21 protein-coding genes and 1 riboswitch are annotated in these 26475 nt (G+C 73.0%); of the genes, 14 read left to right on the forward strand and 7 right to left on the reverse strand.

Going from position 1 to position 26475, the window contains the following annotated elements:
- Nucleotides 1–8: 8 nt before the first annotated feature.
- Both ABT254_RS03350 and amaB read left to right on the forward strand, forming a co-directional pair.
- Nucleotides 9–1184 (forward strand): NAD(P)/FAD-dependent oxidoreductase, encoded by a 1176-nt coding sequence (locus ABT254_RS03350; protein ID WP_351462992.1) that lies wholly within the window; start codon nt 9–11, stop codon nt 1182–1184.
- Nucleotides 1185–1400: 216 nt separating this feature from the next.
- Nucleotides 1401–2930, forward strand: coding sequence for an L-piperidine-6-carboxylate dehydrogenase (gene amaB / locus ABT254_RS03355; RefSeq protein ID WP_351462994.1), 1530 nt, complete (start codon nt 1401–1403; stop codon nt 2928–2930).
- Between the two features lie 132 nt (nt 2931–3062).
- Here the strand turns inward: amaB and ABT254_RS03360 are convergent, their stop codons facing one another.
- On the reverse strand, nt 3063–3713 hold the full coding sequence (locus ABT254_RS03360) for a TetR/AcrR family transcriptional regulator (protein ID WP_351462996.1): 651 nt from the start codon (nt 3711–3713) through the stop codon (nt 3063–3065).
- A 57-nt stretch (nt 3714–3770) separates the two neighbouring features.
- On the opposite strand from ABT254_RS03360, the gene ABT254_RS03365 reads away from it, so the two are divergent.
- The 3 genes from ABT254_RS03365 to ABT254_RS03375 all read left to right on the forward strand — a co-directional run bounded on the left by ABT254_RS03365 (nt 3771) and on the right by ABT254_RS03375 (nt 7073).
- The gene (locus ABT254_RS03365; protein ID WP_351462998.1) at nt 3771–4457 is read left to right on the forward strand and encodes a class II aldolase/adducin family protein; all 687 of its coding nucleotides are present in this window, start codon (nt 3771–3773) and stop codon (nt 4455–4457) included.
- Complete coding sequence (locus tag ABT254_RS03370; RefSeq protein ID WP_351463000.1) at nt 4454–5383, forward strand: carbohydrate kinase family protein; 930 nt, start codon at nt 4454–4456, stop codon at nt 5381–5383. Before ABT254_RS03365 ends, ABT254_RS03370 begins: the two co-directional genes overlap by 4 nt.
- 136 nt (nt 5384–5519) lie before the next feature.
- Nucleotides 5520–7073: an MFS transporter gene (locus ABT254_RS03375; RefSeq protein WP_351463002.1), complete on the forward strand. Its 1554-nt coding sequence runs from the start codon at nt 5520–5522 to the stop codon at nt 7071–7073.
- 408 nt (nt 7074–7481) lie between these two features.
- Here ABT254_RS03375 and ABT254_RS03380 read toward each other — a convergent pair whose 3' ends face one another.
- Together ABT254_RS03380 and ABT254_RS03385 are read right to left on the reverse strand one after the other, a co-directional pair.
- Nucleotides 7482–9044, reverse strand: coding sequence for a C40 family peptidase (locus ABT254_RS03380; RefSeq protein ID WP_351463004.1), 1563 nt, complete (start codon nt 9042–9044; stop codon nt 7482–7484).
- Nucleotides 9045–9100: 56 nt separating this feature from the next.
- Nucleotides 9101–9274: riboswitch (cyclic di-AMP (ydaO/yuaA leader) on the reverse strand.
- Between the two features lie 191 nt (nt 9275–9465).
- Nucleotides 9466–9870 (reverse strand): DUF5997 family protein, encoded by a 405-nt coding sequence (locus ABT254_RS03385; protein ID WP_351463006.1) that lies wholly within the window; start codon nt 9868–9870, stop codon nt 9466–9468.
- A 58-nt stretch (nt 9871–9928) separates the two neighbouring features.
- Between ABT254_RS03385 and ABT254_RS03390 the strand changes: the two genes are divergently transcribed.
- The 6 genes from ABT254_RS03390 (at nt 9929) to ABT254_RS03415 (ending at nt 17824) form a co-directional block, all read left to right on the forward strand.
- Nucleotides 9929–10714 (forward strand): LysR family substrate-binding domain-containing protein, encoded by a 786-nt coding sequence (locus tag ABT254_RS03390; protein ID WP_351463008.1) that lies wholly within the window; start codon nt 9929–9931, stop codon nt 10712–10714.
- A 176-nt stretch (nt 10715–10890) separates the two neighbouring features.
- Complete coding sequence (locus ABT254_RS03395; RefSeq protein WP_351464050.1) at nt 10891–11649, forward strand: hypothetical protein; 759 nt, start codon at nt 10891–10893, stop codon at nt 11647–11649.
- A 156-nt stretch (nt 11650–11805) separates the two neighbouring features.
- Nucleotides 11806–12840: a permease gene (locus ABT254_RS03400; protein WP_351463010.1), complete on the forward strand. Its 1035-nt coding sequence runs from the start codon at nt 11806–11808 to the stop codon at nt 12838–12840.
- Nucleotides 12837–13565 (forward strand): TIGR03943 family putative permease subunit, encoded by a 729-nt coding sequence (locus ABT254_RS03405; protein WP_351463012.1) that lies wholly within the window; start codon nt 12837–12839, stop codon nt 13563–13565. The genes ABT254_RS03400 and ABT254_RS03405 overlap by 4 nt, the downstream gene beginning before the upstream one ends.
- Before the next feature lie 163 nt (nt 13566–13728).
- Nucleotides 13729–16329, forward strand: a complete 2601-nt coding sequence (locus ABT254_RS03410) for a helix-turn-helix transcriptional regulator (RefSeq protein ID WP_351463014.1) — start codon at nt 13729–13731, stop codon at nt 16327–16329.
- Between the two features lie 106 nt (nt 16330–16435).
- Nucleotides 16436–17824, forward strand: coding sequence for an FAD-binding oxidoreductase (locus ABT254_RS03415; RefSeq protein ID WP_351463016.1), 1389 nt, complete (start codon nt 16436–16438; stop codon nt 17822–17824).
- A gap of 61 nt (nt 17825–17885) precedes the next feature.
- Here ABT254_RS03415 and ABT254_RS03420 read toward each other — a convergent pair whose 3' ends face one another.
- Nucleotides 17886–20987: an acetyl-CoA carboxylase family protein gene (locus tag ABT254_RS03420; RefSeq protein ID WP_351463018.1), complete on the reverse strand. Its 3102-nt coding sequence runs from the start codon at nt 20985–20987 to the stop codon at nt 17886–17888.
- 87 nt (nt 20988–21074) lie between these two features.
- Between ABT254_RS03420 and ABT254_RS03425 the strand changes: the two genes are divergently transcribed.
- On the forward strand, nt 21075–21707 hold the full coding sequence (locus ABT254_RS03425) for a TetR/AcrR family transcriptional regulator (protein WP_351463020.1): 633 nt from the start codon (nt 21075–21077) through the stop codon (nt 21705–21707).
- On the opposite strand, the gene ABT254_RS03430 is transcribed toward ABT254_RS03425, so the two are convergent.
- Both ABT254_RS03430 and ABT254_RS03435 read right to left on the reverse strand, forming a co-directional pair.
- Nucleotides 21698–21883 (reverse strand): hypothetical protein, encoded by a 186-nt coding sequence (locus ABT254_RS03430; RefSeq protein WP_351463022.1) that lies wholly within the window; start codon nt 21881–21883, stop codon nt 21698–21700. The two genes, ABT254_RS03425 and ABT254_RS03430, sit on opposite strands and share 10 nt — an antisense overlap.
- A 27-nt stretch (nt 21884–21910) precedes the next feature.
- A complete protein-coding gene (locus ABT254_RS03435; RefSeq protein WP_030931193.1) occupies nt 21911–22387 on the reverse strand; it encodes an Lrp/AsnC family transcriptional regulator in 477 nt (158 codons plus the stop codon).
- A gap of 194 nt (nt 22388–22581) precedes the next feature.
- Between ABT254_RS03435 and ABT254_RS03440 the strand changes: the two genes are divergently transcribed.
- Complete coding sequence (locus ABT254_RS03440; RefSeq protein ID WP_351463024.1) at nt 22582–24072, forward strand: FUSC family protein; 1491 nt, start codon at nt 22582–22584, stop codon at nt 24070–24072.
- A 146-nt stretch (nt 24073–24218) separates the two neighbouring features.
- Nucleotides 24219–25253, forward strand: coding sequence for a lactonase family protein (locus ABT254_RS03445; RefSeq protein WP_351463026.1), 1035 nt, complete (start codon nt 24219–24221; stop codon nt 25251–25253).
- Between the two features lie 275 nt (nt 25254–25528).
- On the opposite strand, the gene ABT254_RS03450 is transcribed toward ABT254_RS03445, so the two are convergent.
- Entirely contained in the window at nt 25529–26452 is a 924-nt protein-coding gene (locus tag ABT254_RS03450; RefSeq protein WP_351463028.1) for a sirohydrochlorin chelatase, read from the reverse strand.
- Between the last annotated feature and the right edge of the window lie 23 nt (nt 26453–26475).

A 26475-nucleotide genomic window follows, 5' to 3' on the forward strand; every position in this document is an offset into this window, starting at 1 on the left:
ACGGCCCCTTGTCCTCCTCATCCGCCTTCCGCTCGGTTCCGCCGACCGCGGACGTCGTGATCATCGGCGGGGGCGTGATGGGCGCGAGTGCCGCGTTCCACCTCGCCGAGGCGGGGGTGACCGACGTCGTGGTCGTCGAGCGCGGCGAGCTGGCCTGCGGCAGCTCGGGCAAACCGATCGGCGGCGTACGCGCCCAGTTCTCCGACCCGCTCAACATCGAGCTGGGCAGCCGGAGCCTGCGTGCCTACGAGAACTTCCCGCACCGCCCCGGCGCGGACATCCGCCTGGACACCGTCGGCTACCTCTTCCTGCTCACCAGCGACCGGCAGGCCGCGGATTTCGAGGACGGTGTCAGGACCCAGAACGCCCTCGGCGTCCCCACCCGCATGATCACCCCGCACGAGGCCCGCCGCCTCTGCCCCTACGTCAGCACCGACGGACTCCTGGCCGCCACCTACTCGCCCACCGACGGCCACGCCCGTCCCGTACTGGTGGTGAACGGATACGCCCACGCCGCCGCACGGGCCGGCGTCACCTTCGCCACGCACACCACCGTGACCGGCATCGACACCGCAGGCGACCGCGTCACCGCCGTGCACACGGACCAGGGCAGCATCGACTGCGACACCGTGATCTGTACGGCGGGCGCCTGGTCGCGCCAGATCGGTGACATGGTCGGCCTCGACCTCCCCGTCCGGCCGGTGCGCCGCCAACTCGCGTTCACCGAACCGCTCGTGCCCCCGGCGCCCCGTATCCCCTTCACCATCGACTTCGCCTCGTCGGCGTACTTCCACAACAGCGACGACGGGCTGCTGTTCGGCCTCGCAGACCCCCGCGAGGCCGACGGTTTCGACACCACCTGGACCCCGGAGTGGCTCGAACTGTTCCGCGACGCCGTACGCAGGCGAGCTCCCGAACTGGCCGGCATGAGGACCGTCGGCGGCTGGGCCGGCCTCTATGAGGTCACCCCCGACCACAACGCTCTCATCGGCCGCTCCGGCGAACTCGTCAACTTCCTTTACGCCACCGGGTTTTCGGGCCACGGCTTCCTGCAGGCCCCAGCCGTCGGCGAGATCCTGCGCGACCTCCACCTCGACCGCGCACCCTTCACCGACATCTCCCCGCTGAGCGCCGACCGCTTCCGTTCGGGAGCCGAGACCCGCCCCGAAGCCCACGTGGTGTGACGTCCCGAAGTCCAGGTGGCGTGACCCCTCGATCGAAAGAGCCCTCGATGATCAGCCGGTGGCACCTGCGCGCGCCGCCTGCGCCGCCCGGCTCTCCGACCGCCACGGCGGGCGGTCCCGGCCCACAGCCACCCGCCCACGCGAAGGCCCGCTCGGCTGGCCCACCCCTCAGCACTCATCGCACCCCTTGCCGCTCACCGAACCCGAGGAAACACCATGACGAGCACCACCCTGCCCAGCACCGAGGACCTGCGCACCCGCGCCCGTACGAGCCTGGACCGCATCGGCGTCACCGTCCCCGAAGGCGCCGACATCCGGGCACGTACGCCGATCACCGGCGAGGACCTCTTCGGACTCAGGGCCACCACCGCCGCCGGCACCGAGGAGGCGGTCTCGGCCGCCCGCGAGGCCTTCCTCACCTGGCGCACCACCCCGGCTCCGCGCCGCGGTGAACTCGTGCGCCGACTGGGCGAGTTGCTGCGCGAGCACAAGAGCGACCTGGCGGACCTCATCACCATCGAAGCGGGCAAGATCCGCTCGGAGGCGCTCGGCGAGGTCCAGGAAATGATCGACATCTGCGACTTCGCGGTCGGCCTGTCCCGCCAGCTCTACGGCCGCACCATCGCCTCCGAGCGCCCCGGCCACCGTCTGGCCGAGACCTGGCACCCGCTGGGCGTCGTCGGCGTGATCTCCGCGTTCAACTTCCCTGCCGCCGTGTGGTCCTGGAACACCGCCGTGGCCCTGGCCTGCGGCGACACAGTGATCTGGAAGCCCTCCGAGCTCACCCCGCTGATCTCCCTCGCCTGCGACCGGCTGCTGGCCCGGGCCGCAGACGAGACCGGTGCACCCCGGGACGTACACCGCCTCCTGCTCGGCGACCGCACCGTCGGCGAACAGCTCGTGGACGACTCCCGCGTCGCCCTCATCAGCGCCACCGGCTCCACCCGCATGGGCCGTGAGGTCGGCCCCCGCGTGGCGGCCCGATTCGGCCGCAGCCTGCTGGAGCTCGGCGGCAACAACGCCGCCGTCGTCGCGCCCTCGGCCGACCTCGACCTCGCCGTGCAGGGCATCGTCTTCGCCGCGGCCGGCACGGCGGGGCAGCGCTGTACGACGCTGCGCCGCCTCATCGTGCACCGCGACATCGCCGACACGCTCGTCGCACGGCTCACGGCCGCCTACGCCAAGCTCCCCATCGGCGATCCCTTCGACGAGAACACGCTCGTCGGACCGCTCATCTCCACCAAGGCCCTCGACGGCATGCAGGACGCCGTCACCCGCGCCCAGGCGCAGGGCGGCAAGCTCCTGGCCGGCGGTGGCCGCCGCCTCGCCGAGGCCGCGCCCCGGGCCGCCTACGTCGAACCGGTCGTCCTCCGCGTCGACGAACAGACCGAGGTCGTACGGGAGGAGACCTTCGCGCCCATCCTCTACGTCCTGACCTACGACAGGCTCCAGGAGGCCATCGCCCTGCACAATGACGTCCCGCAGGGCCTGTCCTCCAGCATCTTCACCCGCGACCAGCAGGAAGCAGAACTCTTCCTCTCCGCAGAGGGCTCCGACTGCGGCATCGCCAACGTCAACATCGGTACCTCCGGCGCCGAGATCGGGGGCGCCTTCGGCGGGGAGAAGGAGACGGGCGGCGGCCGCGAGTCGGGCTCCGACGCCTGGAAGGCGTACATGCGGTCGGCCACCAACACCATCAACTACTCCGGCCGACTCGCCCTGGCCCAGAACGTCAGCTTCCTCTAGGGGACCACCCGCGCCGCGCGAGCACCCCCCGCACCGGTACGACCGTCACTGCCCCGCCCCGGGATCAGCAACGAGTGTGCCGGCGGGGCCGGTTGGCGGGAAGCAGCCCCACCCCGTTGCCCGCGGGCGCGGTCAGCGGGGTCGAGGGCGCGCGGTGACGTCCGCCAGATAGCCGCGCAGCATGACCTTGGCCTCGTCGAGGAGTTGCGCGTCCCCCTCGGCGTCCCGCCGGAACGCCTCCTGCGCCAGCGCGTCGGCCGCCAGGATCGCGGCGTGGCAGGCGCGGGCGAGCGTCTCGTGGTCGTGGGCCATGCCGAGCGCGAGCAGCACGCGGCGGATTCCGTCGGCCATACGGCCCTTGTGCGCACGGTCCGCGGCCCGGGTCCGCTCGGTCGGGCCGCTGCCGAACCACAGGGCCCGGAAGCCGTGTTCGGTGCGGTAGATCCCGGCGAACGCGTCGATCAGCACCCCCACCGGGTCCTCCCAGCGCTCCGCCGCCGCGGCCTGTACGAGGCCGTCCATGGCAGCCTCCAGTTTCGCGAAGTATCCGGCCGCCAGCGCGTCGATGATCGCGTCCCGGTCGGGCAGGTACTGGTACAGCGAGCCGACCGACACCTCGGCCTCCGCCGCGACACGGGTCGTGGTCAGCGCCTCGACCCCCTCACCGATCAGGACACGCTCGGCGGCCTCCAGGACCCGCGCCAACCGCGCCTTGCTGCGCGCCTGTTGGGGGGTACGGCGCAGGGGAGTGGCGCTTCCGGCCACCGCGGTCGGCTCACCCACGGACAACCTCCGAACCTGAACGTGACTTTGTTTCATGTTTAGGTTACGGTCCCGCACATGACCGACTCAAGCGCGGCGCTCGGGCGGGAGCGGGCCGCCGTGGCGGACGCCTGCCGCCGGCTGGGGGCCGAGGGCCTGCTCATCGGTACGGCCGGAAACGTGAGCGTGCGGGTGGGGGAGCGGGTCGCGATCACCGCGACCGGGGCGGTGCTCGCCGAACTCACCGAGGATCAGGTGACGGTGGTCGACCTGGACGGGAACATCGTCGGCGGAACCCTGGAGCCGACCTCGGAGCTCGACCTGCACCTCGGCGTCTACCGGCGCTACGGCACCGGCGCGGTCGTCCACACCCACGCCCCGATGGCCACCGCGCTCTCCCTGGTTCTCGACGAACTGCCCTGTGTCCACTACCAGTTGCTCGCTCTCGGCGGCACCGTCCGCGTCGCACCGTACGCCACCTTCGGCACCCCCGAACTCGCCGAGTCGGTGCTCGCCGCGCTGGAGGGCCGCAGCGCCGCACTGATGGCCAACCACGGCGCCCTCACCCACGCGCCGACCCTCGACAAGGCGGTCGAGCACGCCCTGCTGCTGGAGTGGGCGTGCGGCGTCTACCAGCACGCGGCCGCGCTCGGACCGCCCCGCGTCCTCGACGAACAGCAGCAACTCGCGGTCATCGAGGCCGCGATCGCCCGCAACTACGGCACCACCCACCCCGTACCACCGGCGCAGGAGGAAGAGCGATGAAGGTCGTCACGATGGGCGTGCACGTGCTGGACGTACTGGTACGGCCGGTGGAGGAGATACCCGAGGGCCAGGGCGCGACCCTCGTCGACGACATCCGGATGACCGCCGCCGGGACGGCAGGCGGCACCGCCCTCACGCTCGCCAAACTGGGCGCCTCGGTACGCACCGCCGGTGCGATCGGCACCGACCCGACCGGCGACCTGCTCGTCCAGCTCCTCAACAGGGCAGGCATCGACACCGGGCTGCTCGTCCGCCGCACCGACACCTCGACCTCGGCGAGCGTCCTGCCCATCCGCCCCAACGGCGACCGCCCCTCGCTCCATCTGCTCGGCGCCAACATCACCTACGGCCTCGACGACGTGCCCTGGGACGCGGTGGCCGAGGCCGGCCACCTCCACCTCGGCGGCCCCGAGCTGATCGGAGCCGACGTCGCCGCGCGCATCCTGGCGCACGCCAAGGAACACGACGTGGTCACCTCCGTGGACCTTCTCGCCCCCGGTGAGCTCGGCACCTTCGACCAGATCGAACCGCTGCTCCCGTATGTCGACCACCTGCTCCCCAACGACGACCAGGTCCTCGGCTTCAGCGAGGAGCAGGACCTCGTGACCGGCGCGAAGAAGTTCCTCGCCGCCGGGGCCGGCCTCGTCGCGGTCACCCGCGGCGGCTACGGCGCGCTCCTGGTGACCGCGGAGGGCACGGAGACGGTCCCCGCCTTCGAGGTCGACGTCGTCGACACGACCGGCTGCGGTGACGCGTTCTCGGCAGGCTTCATACGCGGCATCGGCCTCGGCCGCACCCCGCGCGAGGCCGCCGTACTGGGCAACGCCGCGGCCGCACTGGTGGCGCAGGGGCTGGGCAGCGACCACGGGGAGTTCGACCTGCCGGAGGCCGACGAGTTCGCCATGACCCACAAAACCCGCTCGTGAGCCGCTCGACTCCCGCTGAAACGGTGTAAACCGTCACCGAGTCAATCAAGTGGTGACGGTCACGACAGGGGCGTACGGTCGAACGGTAGACGCCGCAGTGGACGGAACCGTTCACTGATGCCGAGTGCGACACGCCATGAGCAGCAGCCCCCAGCCCACCTCCGCATCACAGGCCGCCACCCGCGAACCGGGCGGCGGCGGAAACGGCGTGGCGCTGCTGGTCATCGCGTCCTGCCAGCTGATGGTGGTCCTGGACATCACCATCGTGAACATCGCGCTGCCGCACATCCAGACCGCGCTGGACTTCTCCACCACCAGCCTGTCCTGGGTGGTCAACGCCTACACCCTGACCTTCGGCGGCCTGCTGCTGCTCGGTGGCCGCACCGGGGACATCCTCGGCAGGCGGCGCATGTTCATCTTCGGGGTGCTGCTGTTCGCGCTGGCCTCCCTGCTGGGCGGGCTCGCGCAGAACTCCGGCCAGCTGCTGGCCGCACGCGCGCTCCAGGGCGTCGGCGGCGCCATCGCGTCCCCGACGGCCCTCGCCCTGATCAGCACGACCTTCCGCGAGGGTCCGGAACGCAACCGCGCCTTCGGGGTGTTCGCCGGGGTCTCGGCGGGCGGCGGTGCCATCGGGCTGCTCGCGGGCGGGGTCATCGTCGAGTGGCTGAACTGGCGCTGGGTGCTCTTCGTGAACGTCCCCATCGCGGTGCTCATCGCCCTCGCCACGCCCCGCTGGATCAAGGAGTCCGAACGCCATCCGGGCCACTTCGACCTCGCCGGCGCGCTGACGTCCACCCTGGGCATGGTGCTGCTGGTGTACGGCTTCATCAGAGCGGCGCAGGACGGCTGGCGGGACGCGCTCACGCTGGCCTCGTTCGGTGCGGCCGTCGTCGTCCTCACGGCGTTCATCCTGATCGAGCGGCGTTCCAGCCAGCCGATCACACCGCTGCACATGTTCGCCGACCGCAACCGCGCCGGCACCTACGGCATCATGCTCAGCCTCGCCGCCGCGATCTTCGGCATGTTCTTCTTCCTCACGCTCTTCGTGCAGAACGTGCTGGGCTTCAGCCCACTGGCCACCGGGTTCGCCTTCCTTCCGGTCAGTGCGGTCATCGCCTTCGGTGCCGGGCTGGCCTCCCGGTTCCTGCCCACCTTCGGCCCCAAGCCGTTCATGGTGGTGGGAGCGATCCTCGCGGCGGCCGGCCTGGCCTGGCTGACCCTGACCGACGTCCACTCCACCTATGCGGGCAGCATTCTCGGCCCGATCCTCGTCTTCAGCCTGGGCATGGGCATGGAGTTCGTCTCGCTCACCCTCATGGCACTCTCGAACGTCTCCGTCGAGGAGACCGGCGCGGCCTCCGGGCTCCTCAACGCCACCCAGCAGGTGGGCGGTTCACTCGGCCTGTCCATCCTGGTCACCATGTTCGGCACCGCCAGCACCAACGAGGCCCACAAGCAGATACCGCGCTTCCTGGCCCAGGCCACCCCGGCCGAACGCCTGCGCTTCAAGCACACCGGTCAGCTCCCGAGCCCCTGGTCCGACCACGTGCTCACGTCCGGTATCTCGGCGGCCTTCATCATGGCGGCGATCTTCACCGTTGTCGCCGCCCTGATCGCCCTGGTCGTCATCCAGGTCCGCCCCTCCGACCTGGAACGACTCAAGGGCGGAATGGGACCCGGCCCGGGCTGACGCTCCTCGGCACCAGGGACGACTACGCCGTCGGCGGGGACACGGCAGCGACTGTCGCCGCCTTCGACGCCCGTGTCACGGCCTGGCGTGCGGCACTGCTGAGCAGCGGCGACACGGCACTCGACACGGTCGGCCACTGCACCTATCCGCACGGCAGCGACCCGGAAGAGCCCTTCGTCGACGCCGCCAGGGGGCACGGCGTGGGCACCAACCCGAGCTGCTGCGCCCGCAGGACCGTGCTCATGCGGTCGCGGGTGCCGAGCTTGCGGTGGATCTTCTCGACGCCCGTCGAACGCGACGGCGACCTCGGACGGCCCAGCCCGAACAACAAGGAGGCCGCCGACTTCCGTCGGCGGCCTCGCTGTTCATCGAGCTGTCGGTGTCACGCCCCGACCGGTGTTCCTGACCTCACGCGGGACGTACGGCGATACGGACCGCGGCTTCACCGGCGTAGTGGACCGGGTCCTCGCGGATGACCGCGCCCGGGCCGGGGGCGTGAATCATCAAGCCGTTGCCGGTGCAGATGCCGACGTGGCTGAAGTTGTCGTTGAAGAAGATCAGGTCTCCGGGGCGGCTCTCGGCAAGGGGAATCACGGTGCCGGCGCTCGCCTGCTCGTACGTGGTGCGCGGCAGGGTGACCCCGGCGGCCCGCCAGGCGGCCTGGGTGAGCCCGGCGTTGTCGTACGACTCCGGCCCGACCGCACCCCACAGGCACGGTCTGCCGATCTGGGCACGGGCGAAGTCGATCGCCCTGTCGGCCTTGGTGACGGCTGAGCTGCCGGCGGCGGGCACCCCCGTGTCGAGCACGGACGGCTGCATGGTCCAGCCTCCGGCCTGGGGTATGCCGCCGGTGTCGAGGACGGATGGCTGGGTGCGCCACTCCTCGGCCGTGGGTGTGCCGGCGTCGAGCACGGAAGGCTGCGCACGCCAATCCGTGGCGGGGGTTACGCCCGTGTCGAGCACGGACGGCTGGGTGCGCCACTCCTCGGCCGTGGGTGTGCCGGCGTCGAGCGCGGAAGGCTGCGCACGCCAATCCGTGGCGGGGGTTACGCCCGTGTCGAGCACGGACGGCTGCATGCGCTGCTCCGCGACCGCGGGTACGCCGGTGTCCAGCACGGACGGCTGCATGCGCTGTTCACCGGTCTGGTACATGCCGGTGTCGAGCACGGACGGCTGCATGAGCTGCCCGCCGGCCGGGGGGACGCCCGTGTCGAGGACCGTCGGCTGCTGCAGCCGCCACGCCTCCTCGTTCGCCCGGAGGGTCTGGTCCCCCTGGTCCTGCCAGGGCAGCTGGGACGGCAGGGCCTGGGCGGCCGGGCGCGGTGCGGAGGTCTGCCGGGCGGTGTACCGGTACAGCAGCTCGCTGGCCGCCGCGATCTTGCGCTGGTTCTGCTCCTTGGACCTGCGCAGGGAGGACTGCTTCGACTCGGGGGCCGCCGCGGGCAGGGCGGGCGCGGCCTCCTGGCGGGGCTGCGGAATTGCCGGGAGCGCGGCCGTGGGGCCGGCGGTCAGCTCGGCCACCGGCCTGCGGGACTCCGCAGAGGGCAGTTCGGCCACGGGCCGGCCGCTCGCCCCCAGCTCATCGGCGGCGCTGCGGCTGTCCGCCGGACGCGCGGGCCGGGGCTCCGCCTGGGGGGCCGGCATACGGTCGGCCGGCAGCACCGCAGGAACCGTCGGGCCCAGAGACGCACGCGCTCCGTCGAACCACCGCCGGGACACCGAGTCGAGTGCCGGATCCGAGCGGCCGCGGTCGCGGGGCGGGGCGGCGGGCGGCCGCGCTCCCATCAACTGGGCGCGGGTGAAGTTGAAGTTGCCGGTGTCGGACTCGGCCTGGTCGTAGAGGCTGCTCACCCGCTGCCGGACGGCTTCGCGGCTGGGGCCCTCGTCACCCGTCGTCGGTGCGGCGTCGGCGGTCTGCGAGAACAGCGCCACCGAGGTGAGGGCGGCGGTCGCGAGAGCGGAATTGCGCATACCGGGAAGCCCGAGGCCTCCGGTGCGCGATGGTCGATCCGGCGCCATGGGAGCCGTACTCCTTCCGTACTCCGCCTACCGAGTTAGCTGTCGGGTTCGGGCGGTCGGTTCCGGAAGGCATGCCCTACGGCCCCTGCCTGGGCGGGCAGTTGGCCGATTCACCCCGTCGTTCGGTTGGGTCCCCGGTTCCGGCTGCCACGGGGGCGCACCGGATTCGGCGGAGGCCGCGCGTCCCGGCGGGGTTCGCCGGAGGAACTCGTGCGGCCTGGAGCCACGCTAGCCAACTTGTGCGGCTCGTGTGAAGGTTGAAGGCCGGAATGTCCGATACGCTTTTGTGACCTTCGTCGTGACGGGCCGTCAGATCCGTGCGTTGTGCACGCAGTGGATCCGGACGGCAACCGTCCGTCGCGAACAGGTCGGGTCAGGGCCGCGGACCGTCGCCGTGGGCCTCGCGCTCGGCGTTGCGCTTCTTGATGCGCGCCGCCTCCTTGCGGACCTCGGCCTGGGTGGCGCGCTCCTTCTGCAGCCACTCGGGCTGTTCCTGCTTCAGGGTCTCGATCTGCTCGGTGGTGAGCGCCTCGGTGATCCCGCCGCGGGCCAGACCCGCGATGGAGACACCCAGCTTCGCCGCGACCACCGGACGGGGGTGTGGGCCGTTCGCTCGCAGCTCGCGCAGCCACTCGGGCGGCTCGGCCTGGAGCTGGTCGAGCTCGGCTCGTGAGACGACACCCTCCCGGAACTCGGCGGGGGTGGCCTCGAGGTACACACCCAGCTTCTTCGCCGCGGTCGCGGGCTTCATCGTCTGGGTGCTCTGGTGCGACTTCATGCCGTCCAGGGTATCGAGCGTGTTCGAGACCTCCGACCACGGCCGGTAGCCTGGCCTGGTGACAGGCTCCGAAGAATCCCAGGCGTTCCGGCTCGCGTACGTCCCGGGGGCGACGCCCGCCAAGTGGGCGCGGATCTGGAACGAGCGCCTGCCCGACATCCCGCTGAGCCTCCTCGCCGTACCGGCCGCCGAGGCATCCGGCGTGCTGCGGGCCGGCGGGGCCGACGCGGGACTCGTACGGCTGCCGGTCGACCGTACGTTCTTCAGCGCGATCCCCCTGTACACCGAGACGACGGTCGTCGTCGTCCCCAAGGACCACGTGATCACGGCGGCGGACGAGGTGACCGTGGCGGACCTCGCGGACGAGGTCGTCTTCCACCCCCTCGACGACGTCTTCGACTGGGAGCGGCCGCCGGGCGAGCCCGCCTTCGAACGCCCCGCCACCACCGAGGACGCCGTGGAACTCGTCGCGGCGGGCGTCGGCCTCCTGGTCGTCCCCCAGTCGCTGGCCCGTCTGTACCACCGCAAGGACCTCACGTACCGGCCGCTGGTCGACGCCCCCGAGTCGAGCGTCGCCCTGGCCTGGCCCGAGGAGGCGACCACGGACCTGGTCGAGGACTTCATCGGAATCGTCCGCGGCCGCACGGTCAACAGCTCCCGCGGCCGCAGGGCGCCGGCACCGGAAACGAAGGGCAAGGCGGGCGGCGCGGCCGCTGCCCGGCGCAAGCCGGCGGCGGGGAAGACGACCGGGAAGACGGCCGGGAAGTCGGCGGGGCGCAACCCGAGGGCCGGTTCCGACGTCTCCCAGGGCGCCAAGCGAAGGAAGCCCCGCCGCCGGGCCTAGCCTCCCCCGGGGTGGCCTCGCCCCGTTCCGACCATCCGGTGGGGCGATGGACGGGAGGCGGGGGAGTTTTGCTTCGCAAGGGGGTGCGGCGCGCAGGCGCCGCCGCGGACCGGCTGCCCGACCGCGGACCGTGGGGCGACCCGGCCGGCCGTGGATACCGCCGGCCGCGCGGTGGGCTGTGGCGGGTGGCGGCGTTCGTCGGGCGCACGCTGCGCGGCGAGTGGCAGGCGATCGTCGTCGATCCGGTACGGCAGCTCAGACGGCGTGGGCTGCCCGCACTGTTCCTGGCGTTCCTGGCCGCCTTCGGCGTCATCTTCTTCCATGCGCTGGCACAGCGGCCGGCCGGTGCGGTGGTGGTGCGGCTGCTCGGCGGGGTCAGGGGCGACCTGCCGTTGTGGCTGGCCCTGCTGCGGACGCCGGTGTCGCTGTATGTCCCGGCCCTGGACCTGCCCGTGTGGGGCGGGATCACGAGCCTGTTCCTCGCGTTCGCCCTCGCCGAGCTGACTCTCGGCCGGGCCAGGACGCTCGTCATCTCGTACGCGACCACCCTTGCCGGCACCCTCATGGTGCGCGTCATGCTCGCGCTCGGCCCGGGCTGGGGCGGGCTGGGTCTGCCGCCCGGGATCGGGCAGGTGCTGGACACCGGACCCTCTGCCGCCGTCGTGGGCCTCTTCACCTATCTCGCCGTCGTCCGGCGCGCTCCCGTCGTGTTCGCCCTCACCGGCGGGTCGATGGTGTGGGAGTCGATCGCCGTACCCAATCTGGCCGGTCGCGAGCACCTGATCGCGGTCGGCACCGCGATCGTCCTGGCGCTGTTCCACGAACGCGGCCGCAAGCGGGCGACCGCCCGGCCCCTCCTCCCGGCCCGGCGGGCGGAGTCGCCGGCGGCGGGGGTCGAGCGTCCCTGCCCGGACGATCACGTCGCGGTCGGGTGAGTGCGGTCGGCACCCCTCCGAGGCCGGTCAGAGCCGCGGGGTGCCGCCCGGCTCCGGCCGGTCCCGTTCATTCATCCGCCCGCGGCGGCGTGTGCGCACGGTGAGGGGGGTGATCCTGGCTTATCTTCGCCACGAAATCCGACATCCGGAGTAAATATGAATAAAGCGGATGAACTGGTTGGTGTGGCGGAGCAAGCGGCGCTCGTCGCGCCGGCCGGCCATCGGGGGCGCCGGGTCACCGGACGGCCCCTGCCCCTCGTCATCGTCACCGCCGCCGGCTCGGTGGCGGTCCTCTCCCTCACCGGCGTCGGATGGCTGAACCAGCCCGCCGTCGCGGCCTGGCGCACGGTCTGTCTGGCCATCACCGTCCAGGCGCTGCCCTTCCTCCTCCTGGGCACGGTCCTGTCGGGGGCGATCAACGCGTTCGTCCCGGCCGACCTGTTCACCCGGATCCTGCCCCGCAGGCCCGCACTCGCCGTCCCGGTCGCCGGCGTCGCGGGCGTTGTCCTGCCGGGCTGCGAGTGCGCCTCGGTGCCGGTCGCGAACAGCCTGATCCGCCGTGGTGTCACTCCGTCCGCCGCGTTCGCCTTCCTCCTCTCCGCCCCCGCCATCAACCCGATCGTGCTCACCGCCACGGCCGTCGCCTTCCCGGGAAACCCGGCCATGGTCGCCGCCCGGCTGCTGGCCTCCCTCGTCACCGCGGCCGCGATGGGCTGGCTGTGGCTCTGGCTGGGACGCGAGGAGTGGCTGCGACCGGCAGTCCGCCCGGCGGGTCACCGCTCGGGGCACAGCCGCTGGAGGGAGTTCCGCCTCGGCTTCCAGCACGACTTCCTGCACGCCGGGGGCTTCCTGGTGCTGGGCGCCATGGCCGCGGCCACCTTCAACGTGGCCGTGCCGCGCTCGGTCCTCGACACCTTCTCCGGCTCGCCGTGGCTGTCGGTGCTCTTCCTGGCGGCGCTCGCCGTCCTGCTCGCCGTCTGCTCGGAGGCCGACGCGTTCGTCGCCGCCTCGCTCACCGGGTTCTCGCCCACGGCCCGGCTGGTGTTCATGGTGGTCGGCCCGATGGTCGACCTGAAGCTGATCGCCCTTCAGGCGGGCACGTTCGGCCGGTCCTTCGCCCTGCGCTTCTCGACCGCGACGACCGTGGTGGCCGTCGCCGCGGGCGTCCTGATCGGAGGCGCACTGCTGTGAAGCGCCACGCCCAAGTCCTCCTGCTGGTCCTGACCGGCCTGGGTCTGCTGCACGCCGCCCTGTTCAGCGACCTCTGTCTGCGCTACGTCAAGGAAGGCCTGCGCCCCCTGCTGATCGCCTCCGGGGTGCTGCTCCTGCTGCTGGGGCTGGCGGCAGCGGCGCTGGACGGCCCGGCCCCCGCATCCGACGCGCACGGCCACGGCCACGACCACTCCACCGCACCCCGCATCGCCTGGCTGCTGTTCCTGCCCGCGCTCAGCCTCCTCCTCTACGCCCCGCCCGCCCTCGGCGCGTACACGGCCTCGCACGCGAACAACAAGGCCGTGCCGAAGGCGCAGCGGTTCGATCCGCTGCCCGCGACCGTCCCGCTGCCGATGACCCTCACCGACTTCACCGTCCGGGTGCAGCAGGACCGGGAGCAGGCCGTCCGAGGCCGCAGCATCCGCATGACCGGGTTCGTCACCCCGGCGGGGAAGGGCGGCGGCTGGTATCTCACCCGGATCATCTTCACGTGCTGCGCGGCGGACTCGCAGTCGGTCAAGGTCCGTATGTACGGGGCGGCCGCGCTGCCGGCCAACACCTGGGTGGCCGTCACCGGAACCTGGCACCCCAAGGGCACGCTCGGCACGAAGTCCGCGACGGCGGCCCTCGACGTCCACCGCACCGAGCGCATCTCCCCGCCGGTCAACGCCTACACCGACGACCTTCCGCTCACGCCCTCGTGAGGGCGGGTCCCGCTCCCCGAACAGGGTCGACGACGGCGGCGGCGATCCTGAACCGTTCGTCGAGCGCACTCCAGACATCGCCCAACAGGGGCCCGACTCCACCGGCAACATACGACCGGTAGGACCCGTCATCCCGTCCCGCTCCGGTGGCAGAATCGGCGGCGTGGACCGGGGGATCCTCGAGCGCGAGCCCGAGCTGGCACGGCTGGCCACTGCCGCACGGGAGGCGGCGGACGGGGCCGGTTCGGTGGTGCTCGTCTTCGGCGAGGCCGGAATCGGCAAGTCGAGCCTGGTGAGGGCCATGCCCGACCGGCTGCCCGGGCAGGCCCGCATGCTCGTCGGACAGTGCGACGACCTCGCCACCCGGCGCCCCATGGGTCCGTTCCGCGACCTCGTCGGCAGCGTCGGCGCCGAACTCGCCCGCGCCGTCACCGAGGGCGGCGACCGCCACCGCGTCTACGAGGCCCTGCACGGCGAGCTGGCCGTGACCCCGCACCCTGCGGTACTCGTCGTCGAGGACGTGCACTGGGCCGACGAGGCATCCCTGGACGCCCTGCGTTTCCTCGTCCGGCGCATGGAGCGGCTGCCCGCCCTGCTCGTCCTCACCTACCGCGACGACGAGCTGAGCCGCGGACATCCCCTGCGCCACCTCCTCGGCCAGGTCTCCCGCGCGCCCCGCGTGCACCGCCTGCCCCTGGCCAGGCTGTCGCTCGACGCCGTCCGCACACTCAGCGCGGCCGGCCGGCTCGACCCCGCTCAGGTCTACGAAGTCACCTCCGGGAACCCCTTCTTCGTCGCCGAGGTCCTCGCGTCCGGCGGCACCGGGGGAGTGCCCCCGACCGTCGTCGACGCCGTGCTCGCCCGGTTGCGCGGACTGGAACCCGCCACCGTCGACGCACTGGAACAGCTCGCCGTCGTCCCCTCGGCGGTCGAACGCCCGCTGGTCGACGCCCTGCTGAGCGGCCCGGTGACCGTCCTCGCGGCGGCCGAGCAGCGCGGACTGCTGGCCGTGACCCCGGACCGGGTGTCCTTCCGGCACGAGCTGATCCGGCGTGCGGTCGCCGACTCCGTGCCCACCGCCCGGCGCATCGACCTCAACCGCAACGTCCTCGCGGCCCTGGTGGCCCGGCCAGGTTCCGATGCCGCCCGCGTCGTCCACCACGCCGCCCAGGCCGGCGACCAGGACGCCATCGCCCGCTACGGGCCCGACGCGGCCCGCGACGCAGCCGGAGCCGGCGCGCACCGCGAGGCCGCCGCCCAGCTGCGGCTCGTGCTGCAGCAACGGCACCGCTACCCTCCGCCCGACCTCGCCGACCTGCTCGAACGCTATGCGGTGGAGAGTTACACCATCGCCGACTCGGCCGCCGCCGTCACCGCCCAGCGGGAGGCGGTCGCCCTGCGCCGCTCCCTCGGCGACACCCTCGCCCTCGGCGCCGACCTGCGCTGGCTCTCCCGTATCCACTGGTGGGCCGGGGACGCCGACGAGGCGCAGGACGCCGCCCGTGAGGCCGTCGCCGTCCTGGAACACGCGGGCGACGACCGGCTGCTGGCCCTCGCGGTCAGCAACATCGCCCAGCTGCGGATGCTGTCCGACCGCTATCCCGAGGCCGTCGAACACGCCGAACGGGCCATCGTGCTCGCGCAGAAGACCCAGGACGCGGCGATCCTCTCGCACGCCCTCAACAACATGGGCACGGCCCGCTGGCGCGGCGGAGACCCCGGTGGGCGCCGCCAGCTGGAGGAGAGCCTCGAGGTCGCCCTGGACGCCGGTGAGGTCGAGCACGCCTGCCGCGCCTACGCCAACCTCATCTGGACCCTCCTCGACCACCTCCAGTTCGCGGAGGCCGACCGTTTCCTGCTCCCGGCCATGGATCTGGCCGACCGCGCCGAACATCTCGGCTTCCTCACCTACCTCCACGTCGAGCTGGCCATACGCCGGCTCGCCGCCGCCGACTGGGACGAGGCCGAGCGGCACGCCGAGTTCGGCATCCACGACTTCCTGCCGGCCCGCTGCCCGGCGCTGACCGTCCTGGCCCGGGTGCGCACCCGCTGCGGCCGGCCCGGCGCCGGCGAACTCCTCGCCGAGGCCCGGGACATCGCCGTACGCACGCGGGAACTCCAGCGCACCGGGCCCGTCGCCGCCGCGCTCGCGGAGGCCGCCTGGCTGCGCGGCGACCACGCCGCCGTCGTCGAGGCCGTCGCCCCGGTGCACGCCCAGGCCCGCCACCTGGCCGGTGTCCCCTACCGCGCCGAACTCGGCTACTGGCTCACCAAGGCCGGACACCCGGTCCCGGCGGACGACTCGGGACATCCGTACGCGCTGCAGGCCCGCGGACAGTGGCGGCGGGCCGCGGCCCTGTGGCACACGGCGGGCTGCCCCTACGAATACGCCGCCGCGCTCGCCGAGAGCCCGGAGCCCGCCGACAAGCTCACCGCCCTCGCCCGGCTCGACGCGCTGGGCGCCGAGCCGCTGGCCCGGCTGGTCCGCACCGAACTGCGCGGGCTCGGCGTGCGCCGTATCCCGCGCGGCCCCCTCGCCGCCACCCGGGGCAACCCGGCCGGCCTCACCGAACGCCAGCTGCAGGTCATACGGTTGCTCGCCGAGGGCCTGACCAACTCCGAGATCGCCGTCCGGCTCGTCGTCTCCGTCCGCACCGTCGACAACCACGTCCGCGCGGTCCTCGACAAACTCGGCGCACCCACCCGGCGGCACGCCGCCGTCCGCGCCGCGGAGCTCGGGCTGCTCGCCGAGGGCGAAACGTAGGTACCCCGCGGGCCCGAGCTGGGTGATGCCCACGGATGCCCGGGTGGGCGCAACCCGAGTAGAACGTGCGGATCGACCCGACTCCGAAAAAACGGGGGATATCCGTATGTCCAGCACACCCGCCCAGGCGGCACGCAGGGAACTGACCGGCTTCACCGGAGAGTTGATCGGACCCGAGGACTCCGGCTACGAACAGGCCCGCACCGTCTACAACGCGATGATCGACCGGCGCCCGGCACTCGTCGCACGCTGCGCCGACGCGGACGCGGTGGCCCGCGTCATCGGCTTCGCCCGCGCGCACGACCTGCCCCTCGCCGTCCGCGGCGGCGGCCACCACGGAGCCGGACTCGGCACCGTCGACGGGGGAGTGGTGGCCGACCTGTCCCTCATGAAGGACATCCAGGTGGACCCCGTGGCACGCACCGTCCGGGTCGGCGGCGGCTGCGTCTGGGGCGAGGTGGACCGCGCCACCAACCCGCACGGCCTCGCCACCCCCAGCGGCATCGTCTCCACCACCGGCGTCGGCGGGCTCACCCTCGGCGGCGGACTCGGCCATCTGACCCGCAAGTGCGGACTGACCATCGACAACGTCCTCGCCGCCGACATCGTCCTGGCCGACGGCCGGCAGGTGCGTGCGAGCGCCGACGAGAACACCGACCTGTTCTGGGCGATCCGCGGGGGCGGCGGCAACTTCGGCGTCGTCACCTCCTTCCTGTTCCGGCTGCACGAGGTCGGCACCGTCGTCGGCGGCCCGACCTTCTGGCCCGTCGAGATCAGCGCCGACGTCCTCAGCGCCTACCGGGACTTCCTCCCGAACGCGCCCCGCGAACTCAACGCCTTCTTCCTGTACGGCACCGTCCCGCCGGCCCCGCCGTTCCCCGAGGACATCCACCTGCGCAAGACCGCCGGAGTCGTCTGGTGCTACGCGGGCGCCGACTCCGAAGCGGCCGCCCATGAGATGGCCCCGCTGCTCGACGCGCTGCCGACACCGATGCTGCACTTCACCGCGCCGATGCCGCACCCCGACCTGCAGTCCATGTTCGACGGGCTCTACCCGCCCGGCCACCAGTGGTACTGGCGCGCCGACTTCGTCAACGAGATCCCCGACGAGGCGGTCCAGTTGCACGCCAAGTTCGGCGCCGAGGTGCCGACCATGCAGTCGACCATGCACCTCTACCCGATCGACGGCGCCGCCCACGACGTCGGCCCCGATGAGACCCCCTGGGCCTACCGAGGCGCCCAGTGGTCCACCGTGTACGCCGGAGTCGACCCCGACCCCGCCAACGCGGAGCTCGTCAGGCGCTGGACCGTCGACTACTTCGAGGCCCTGCACCCGTACTCGGCGGGCGGCGCCTACGTGAACATGATGATGGACGAGGGCCAGGACCGCGTGCGGGCCAGCTACCGCGGCAACTACGACCGCCTGGCCCGCGTCAAGGCCGACCGTGACCCGGACAACGTGTTCCGCCTCAACCAGAACATCCGGCCCAGCTGAACCAGCCGTCCCTGAACGGGTGGTGCCCCGGGCGGGGGACGGGGCACCATCAGGCCTCGGTTCACCAGGTGTCGACGAACGGGCGGTGTCCTGCCTCCGGTACGGGGCACCGCTCCAGCGCCGCAAGAATCCAGGCCCGCGACCCGGCCGGGTCGATCACCGCGTCGATCTCCAGCGCGGCCGCCGCGTTGACCGCCTTCCCGCGTTCGTACAACTCGGCGACCCGCTGCTCGAAGACACGCGCACGCTCGGCCGGGTCGGCGATCGCCGCCAGCTCCCTGCGGTAGCCGAGCCGCACCGCACCCTCAAGACCCATCCCGCCGAACTCGCCGCTCGGCCAGGCCGCCGTGGCCAGCGGGGCCCGCGTCGAGCCGCCCATCATGGCCATCGCGCCGAGCCCGTACGCCTTGCGCAGCACCAGACTCACCAGCGGCACCCGCAGATTGGCGCCCGTCACGAACAGCCGCGCGAAATGCCGTACGGTGGCGGTCCGTTCGGCGTCCGGGCCGACCATGAACCCCGGCGTGTCGCACAGCGAGACCACCGGCAGCCCGAACGCGTCGCACAACTGCAGGAACCGCGCCGCCTTGTCGGCCGCGTCCCGGTCGATCGCCCCGCCCAGGTGCGCCGGGTTGCTGGCCAGGAGCCCCAGCGGCCGTCCCTCGATCCGTACGAGACAGGTCAGTACGCCCACGCCGAACCCGGGCCGCAGCTCCAGCACCGAGTCCGTGTCCGCGAGCCCGGTGACCGCCGCCCGCACGTCATAGACCCGCCGCCGGTTCTCCGGCACCACCTGGCGCAGCAGCCGCTGATCAGGTGCCTCCCAACTGCCCTGCATTCCTTGGAAGTACGACAGATACCGCCGCGCCACCCGCACGGCCTCCGCCTCGTCGGCGACCGCGACGTCCACCACCCCGCCCGGCACCTGCACCGACAGCGGCCCCACCTCCTCCGGCCGGAACACGCCGAGCCCGCCACCCTCGATCATCGCGGGCCCGCCCATCCCGATCGTCGCGTCGGGCGTGGCGATCACGACGTCGCAGCAGCCCAGCAGCGCCGCATTGCCCGCGAAACACCGCCCCGAGGCGATGCCGACCAGCGGAACCAGCCCGCTGAGCCGCCCCATCCGCTGGAAGGTGGTCACGTCGAGGCCCGCAACGGCCGTGGTGTCGGTGTCCCCGGGCCGCCCACCGCCCCCCTCCGCGAACAGCACCACGGGCAGCCGCCGCTCCTCGGCGAGCTCCAGCATGCGATCCGTCTTGCGGTGGTTCTGCAGTCCCTGGGTACCGGCGAGAACCGTGTAGTCGTACGACATCGCCACGCACGGACGGCCGTTGATCCGCCCGGTGCCGGTGACCATGCCGTCGGCCGGTGTCGACCGGATCAGGTCGTCCAGCGAGCGGCGGGCGCGCTGGGCGGCGATCGCGAGGGCGCCGAACTCGGTGAAGGTGCCCGCGTCGCACACGTCCTCGATGTTCTCGCGGGCGGTGCGCCTGCCGAGAGCGTGCCGCCCCGCGACCGCCTCCGGCCGGTTCTCGTCGAGGCCGAACGCGTGCCGCCGCAGGACCTCGGCGAGGTCCGCGCGCACGGCATCCGGATCGACCGGCTCCGCCGCGGGCCCCTCTCCCCGCCCATCGGTGATGTCGTCCAAGGTGGCCAACGGGGAGCCCTCGCCGACCGTTTCGCCCACGCGTGCGTGCAGCAGCCGTACCACCGCGGAGCCGGGAGCCCGCACCACGTGCTCCATCTTCATCGCTTCCAGCACCAGCAACTGCTGCCCGGCCCGCACCGGTTCGCCGGGGGAGACGTCGACGGAGACGACGGTGCCGCCGAGCGGCGCGACCACCGTGCCGTCCCCGGACGCCTCCTCGGGAACGACATGGGCCTGCGCAAGCTCCGCCACCACCCCTGTGTGCGCCCAGAAACGCGGCCGCGCCAGCACCTCGCGCAGCAGCGGGATCCCCGTCCGCACCCCCTCCACCACGAACTCGCCCAGCGCGCGCCGCGCCCGCGCACAAGCCGCCTCCGCATCGCCCGCCGGGACGTGCGCGACCACCTTGGCGAGCAACGGGTCGTAACGGACGCCGACTTCGGCCCCGGTGCGGATCGCCGTGTCGATCCGCACGCCGGGCCCCGACGGCAGGTCGAACCTCGTGATCCGCCCCGCCCCCTCGGCAGCGACCCGCGCCTGCACGGCAAAACCGCGCGGCGCGGTCGGTGGCCCCCCGAGCCGCAGCTCCTCCAGCGTGGCCCCGGCCGCCAGGCGCAGCTGCGCGGCCACCAGATCGACCCCCGTCACCTCCTCGGTGACCGTGTGCTCCACCTGAAGCCGCGGATTGGCCTCGATGAACCAGAACTCCTCGCCCCGGAGCAGGAATTCGAAGGTGACCAGGCTCGAACAGCGGGCGGCGCGGGCGATCCGAAGCGCGGCGCCGAGGATCCGCTCCCTGGTGTCCTCGGGGAGTTCGGGAGCGGGGGCGATCTCGATCACCTTCTGGTGGCGGCGCTGCGCGCTGCAGTCCCGGTCCCACAGATGCGTGACCGCGCCGGTCGCGTCCCCGACGACCTGGACCTCGATGTGCCGGGCGCCCTCCAGCAGTCGTTCCGCATACAACTCACCCCGCCCGAAGCCCTGTTGGGCCTCCGAGGCGCACCGCTCCCAGGCCTCGTCCAGCTCGTCGGCCAGCCGTACGACCCGCATACCGCGGCCGCCGCCCCCGCCCACCGCCTTGATCATCACGGGCCCGGCGGCCAGCAGCTTGCGCGCCCCGTCCGGGCCGTCGGCCCCGGCGAGCACGGGAACCCCCGCCTCGGCGGCGAACTCACGCGCTCGCGCCTTGTCCCCGAAGACGGCCAGCACCTCGGGCGTGGGCCCGACGAAGGTGACTCCCGCGTCGGCGCAGCGGCGGGCGAAGTCCGCGTCCTCGCTCAGGAAGCCGTACCCGGGGTGCAGGAATTCGCAGCCGGTGGTGCGCGCGGCGGCGAGCAGCGCGCCGCCGTCGAGGTAGTCGTCCAGCGGGACGGCCTCGTCGGCCAGGCGGGCGTGCGCGTCGTCGCCCTCGGCGTACACCGCGACCGAGCGCAGCCCTGCCTCCGAGGCGGCCCGCAGGACGCGCACGGCGATCTCCCCGCGGTTGGCGACGAGCACGGCGGCACTACCCATGGGAGCCCTCCACGGACCTCGGCGGACCTCATCGACCGGCCCCGCCATGCTCATTGACATTGACGTCAACGTCAATACGCTCGCCGTGTGGCACGCACACACAAGGCCTGGGCGGTCCGCACCGCCCGCGACCGCACCGAGGCCCCCGCCCGCGCCCGGCTCCTGGACGCCGCCGAGGCCGTCTTCGCGCGGCTCGGCCTCGGCCCGGCCACCGTCGCCGACATCACGGCGGAGGCCGAGGTCTCCCGGGCGGGCTTCTACGTGTACTTCGCCTCCAAGGAGGAGATCTTCCGCGTTCTGGCGGTCCGCGTACGGGACGCGTTCCTCGCCGCGCAGGAGGTCCCGGGCGTCGACACGGAGGATGCGCACGCCGTCGCCGAGGCGTCCGTCGGCGCCTTCATCGCCGCCTACGCCCGACATCAGCCACTGCTGGGCCTGCTGGAGCAGCAGGCCCGCACCGACCCCGGCATGGCGCAGCTGTGGGACGAGATCCGCGAACGGCCCGTCCACCGACACGCCCGCTACATCCGCCGCCTCACCGACCGCGGCCTGGCCGCCCCGGCCGCCGAACCTCTCGCACTGGCCCGCGCGGTGGGCGGCATGTGCGTCGAGTTCGCCCGCCGCGTCGCCGTGCACCCCGACACGTACGAGGACGCCGTACGCGATGTCACCGCCATGTATCTGCACCTGCTCGGAGCCGCCCGAACACGTCAGGAGTAGCCGCACCATGACGCCGACGCCATCCACCGACGCATACCGCGCCGGTTGGTGTCGGCGCCAAGCTCGGCGCCGGGGGCCGCGAGGCCGTACTCCTGCTTCCACAGGACGTCCGTCTCCAGCGTGCTGACGCCGACGTACCCCTCGTGCTCCGCGGAGTAGTTCGGCGCGCTCTCCACGAGCGTTCCAGCGCGACTAGGGCGGGCTCATTTGCGGGCCGCTCGGCCGATCGACTCGACCAGTGGCAGCAGCCGCTGCGGGACGCGCTCGCGCAGCGCCACCTCGGTACGGGTGCGGACGACGCCCGGCAGGCTGATCAGCTTCTGGATCACGTCCTCCAGGTGGGCGTTGTCGCGCGCCACGACCCGGGTCAGCAGATCGCCGCCGCCGGTGATCGAGAAGGCCTCGACGATCTCCGGCACGGAGGCCAGCGCCTCACCCACGTCGTCCAGATGCCCCTGCGTGACCTCGATGTGCACAAAGGCGAGCACCGGGTGGCCGAGCGCGGCGGGGGAGAGCGTCGGGCCCGTTCCGGTGATCACGCCGTCCCGCTCCAGCCGGTCGAGGCGGGCCTGGAGGGTGCCGCGGGCGACACCCAGGATCCGGGCGTACTCGCGCACGCTCGTGCGCGGCTGTTCCATCAGCAGCCGCAGGATGCGGGTGTCGAGCTCGTCGACGGCCATGGCGCCCGTCCTCCTCGTGCATGGTCCGTTGGCTCGCGCATGGCCGCCGACGGACCGATGTGTCTGTGCCAATGGTCCAGCATATTCGAGGCCGCTTGAGCCAGCCGACGCCTTGATGCTGCAATGTTCACGTCGATGGCGCTGCGGACCCCGCGGCGCCTTTTTCATGCCGGTGCGTCGAGGGGTGGGAAGCAGTGCTGAAGAGGGTGTTCGTGGCGCCGGATCCGGGCCGGATGCGGCTGCGCTTCGCCGCGCGGGCCGTCCTCGGTATCGCGCTCGCGGTCGTCGTCTGCTCCCTGGCCGGGCTCTCCCTCGTCGGTGCCGTCACCGGCGGGCTGGCCGCGCTGCTCGCCCTGTTCACCGTCACGGACGCCACCGTCCGCGGACAGGCCGTCACCACCGCGCTGCTGCCCGCCGTCGGGCTGCCGGTGCTCGCCGCCGCGGCCGAGCTGCACGACCATCCGGTGGCCCGCGACCTCACCTTCCTCGCCGTCATCGGCGCGGGCGTGTACGCGCGCCGCTTCGGGCCGCGCGGGCACAGCCTCGGCGTCTTCGCGTTCATGACCTTCTTCGTGGCGCAGTTTTTGCACGCCACCACGGACCGCCTGCCCGAGCTGTACGCCGCCGTCCTGCTGTCCGTGCTCAGCGCCTCCGCGGTCCGCTTCGGCCTGTGGTGCTACGAGGCCAAGCTGCCCCCGGCACCCGTGCCCGCCCCTCCCGCCGGCACCGGCCTGGCCCGCGTCACCACCCGCCAGGCCGTCCAGGCAACCGCGGGCGCGGGCTTCGCGCTCGTCGTGGGCCAGCTGGTGTCCGGGCAGCGCTGGTACTGGGCCGTCGGCGCCACCTGGTGGATCTTCGTCAACACCGCCTCGCGCGGCGAGACCCTGGTCCGCGGCTTCCGCCGGGTCCTCGGCACGGTGATCGGCATCGGCCTGGGCCCGCTGATCGCCGTCCCCCTGCACGGAGCCGCCCTCCCCACGGCCGCGCTCCTCGCCGTCTGCGTCTTCGGCATCTTCTACTCGGCCGCGGTGTCGTACACCTGGATGATGCTCTGGGTCACGCTCCTCGCCGAACTCCTCTACGGCCTGCTGGGCGTGCTGAACCCGGGCCTGCTCGCCCTGCGCCTCGCGGAGACCGGCGTCGGCGCACTCGGCGCGGTGCTCGCCGTGCTCTTCGTCCTGCCCGTCACCACGCACACCATCACCGATGCCTGGATCCAGCGCGCCCTGCGCTGTGTCCACGCGTGCACGGCAGAGGCGGCCGCCCGCCTCGCCGGCTCCACGGACGCCGACCCGGCGCGCAGGATCGCGGAACTGGAGCAACTCCTCGGCCGCGTACGGCTGTCCGTCGCCCCCCTCGTCCACCCGCTCAACCCGATGCTCGGCCGCAAACGACGGGCCCGCCGGGTGCTGGACCTGCTCGACGACTGTGCCCGCGAGACCCGCGGCCTGGTCGCCGTCGCCGCCGACCCGGAGGCCTCCCACGACGCCCGGCTGGCGGCCGCCTGCTGGCGCGTGGAGGCGGCGGTGGAGGCGCTCACGGGTGGCGGCGACCACGTCACGGCCGCCCCCGAGCCACCTGCCACGGAGCCGGCCCTGGCCCACCTCCACGGCCTGGAACGGGCCCTCGCGGAACTGGCCGCACCGCTGCGGACGCCGTCGGGGTCGCCGCTCGTCGGAGCGTGAGCTCCCGCTCAGGCAGGTCCTCGCCAGGGCCGCGGCGCAACAGGCGCTTCGGTCGCAACCCGGTCACATACCCCGCGTATGGTCTAGACCGCTGGTGATCGACTGCTAACGTCGCCCCGACGGCACAGAACCGAGAGGGGACAGCGGTGACAGACGGTGGCGGGCGACGACGACGGGCCTTCATCGGGTCGTTCACGGCGGCGGGAGGCCCCGGGATCGTGACCGCGGCCGTGGCTCCGGACGGCGGTGCGCTGACCGCCCTGAACAGCGTGGACGGCGTGCCCGACCCCTCCTACCTGGCACCGGCACCCGACGGGCGGACCCTCTACGCGGTCAGCGAGACCGCCGAAGGCGCGGTGGTCGCGTACCGGGTGACGGGGGACCGGCCGGAGAAGGCGGGGGCGCAGGTCCCGGTCGGCGGGAACACCCCCACGCATCTCAGCGTCTTCGCCGGCCACGTCCTGACCGCGAACTACGGCTCCGGCAGCGTCACCGCCGTGCCCGTCCGCTCCGACGGCACCCTCGCCGGCGCCGCGTCCGATGTGCTCCAGCACAAGGGCTCGGGTCCGCACACCCTGCGCCAGCAGGGACCGCACGCCCACCAGGTGCAGCCCGACCCGAGCGGGCGGTGGGCCGTCAGCGTCGACCTCGGCACGGACTCGGTGCGGGTGTGCACGCTGACCGGCGGCCGCCTCGAAGTGCACCGGGAGATCGCACTGCGGCCCGGTTCCGGACCGCGCCACCTGGCCTTCCATCCGGACGGCACGCGCGCGTACGTCCTCAACGAACTCACCCCGACCCTCACCGTCTGCCGCTGGGACGCGGGCGAGGGCTCCCTGGTGCCGCTCACCGAGCGGCATGTGCTGCGCGGCGCGCCGACCGGCGACGCCTACCCGTCCGGCATCGTCGCCTCCTCCGACGGCCGCTTCGTGTGGACCGCCACCCGAGGCGAGGACGTCCTGTCCGCGTTCGCCGTCGACGGGGACGAGTTGCAGCTGATCGGCACGGTCCCGTGCGGCGGCCACTGGCCCCGCGCGATCGCCGAGTCGGGAGGACTCCTCTACGTCGCCAACGAACGCTCCGGCGAGGTGACCTGGTTCGCCCTCGACCCCTCCACGGGCCTACCGCGCTACGAGGGCGCCCTCGCGGTTCCGGCCGCGTCCTGCGTGGTCTTCGCCTGACGCACACGCGAGCGGCGGGTCCGAGCAGGTCGGGCGAGTCCGGCAGTGGGCCGTGCCCCGAAGGGGCGCGGGGCTGGGTCGATGTGCGGCTCCGCCGCGTGAGCGCGACCGGCCACGACGGCGCCGCGGACGATCGACGGGACATCGCCCCACGGCGGTGACGCGGACCGGCTCAGCCCCTGGAGCGCCTGGCAGTCCGGCGCACGCCGAAGGGCCCGCTCCGGTGCGTGGAGCGGGCCCTTCGGCGGGGTTGAGCAGCGGAGCTGCCGTACGCCTCAGCGCACCGGCGTCCCCTGCGGCTGCGGCGGAGCGATCCCCAGGGCCGTCGTGTACTTGGCCAGCGCCAGTTTGCCGATCGCCGGGTAGGGGCCGAGCGCCTCGGCGGCGGAGCAGCCCGCCTCCTTGGCCGCCTCCTCGATCAGGCCCGCGTCGATCTCCGGCCCTATCAGATACGGCGCGAGCGCCAGCTGCTGCGAGCCCGAGCCACGCAGCTGCTCGGCGACGGCCGCGATCGAGCCGTCCTGGTCCAGGGCCGCCGCCATCACCGGCACGGCCAGACGCGCGGCGAGCAGCATGCCGGTGATCCCGGCCGCCTGAACGGCCTCGTCACCGCCGACCGAGGCCAGGATGATGCCGTCCGCCGCGGTCGCCACGGTGAACAGGCGGGCGCGGTCGGCGCGGGCCAGACCGGCCTCCGACAGGCGCACGTGCAGCGCCTCGGCGAGCAGCGGGTGCGGGCCCAGCACATCGGTCAGGTCGGCCGCGACGCGGCTGTCCATCACGGCCTGGCGGATACGGCGCAGCAGCGCGCCGTCGGGGCCGGCCAGCAGCGGTACGACGACGGCGACAGGGCCGTCCGGCTCCTTGACGTCCAGGCCGGCGGCCCGGGCGTGCTCGAAGCGGGCCGCACGCTCCTCGGCGGCGTGCGTGAGCACGGCCTGCAGCGTGGGGAACTCCGCCTCGTCCCCGTCCAGGTACCCGATCCGCGCATCGAGGCCGGGCAGCTCGGAGCGGGCGATGCTCACGACCTCCTCGGCGAGGCTGCGCGTGGGGGCGCCGGGAGTGCCCGGCACCGCGAGGACGAGCGCGGGCGCGCCCTCGGGAGCCGCCAGCGGCTCGGGTCGGCGGTGCCGCCCGGGCTGGCGAGGTCGCGGCATTCGTACTGGCAGGCCGGACGCGGGCCCAGTGGGGGAGCTCATGGCGACGCATGTTACTGGCTTCC

The organism is Streptomyces sp. NPDC001137 (assembly GCF_040298885.1).
Lineage (GTDB): Bacteria > Actinomycetota > Actinomycetes > Streptomycetales > Streptomycetaceae > Streptomyces.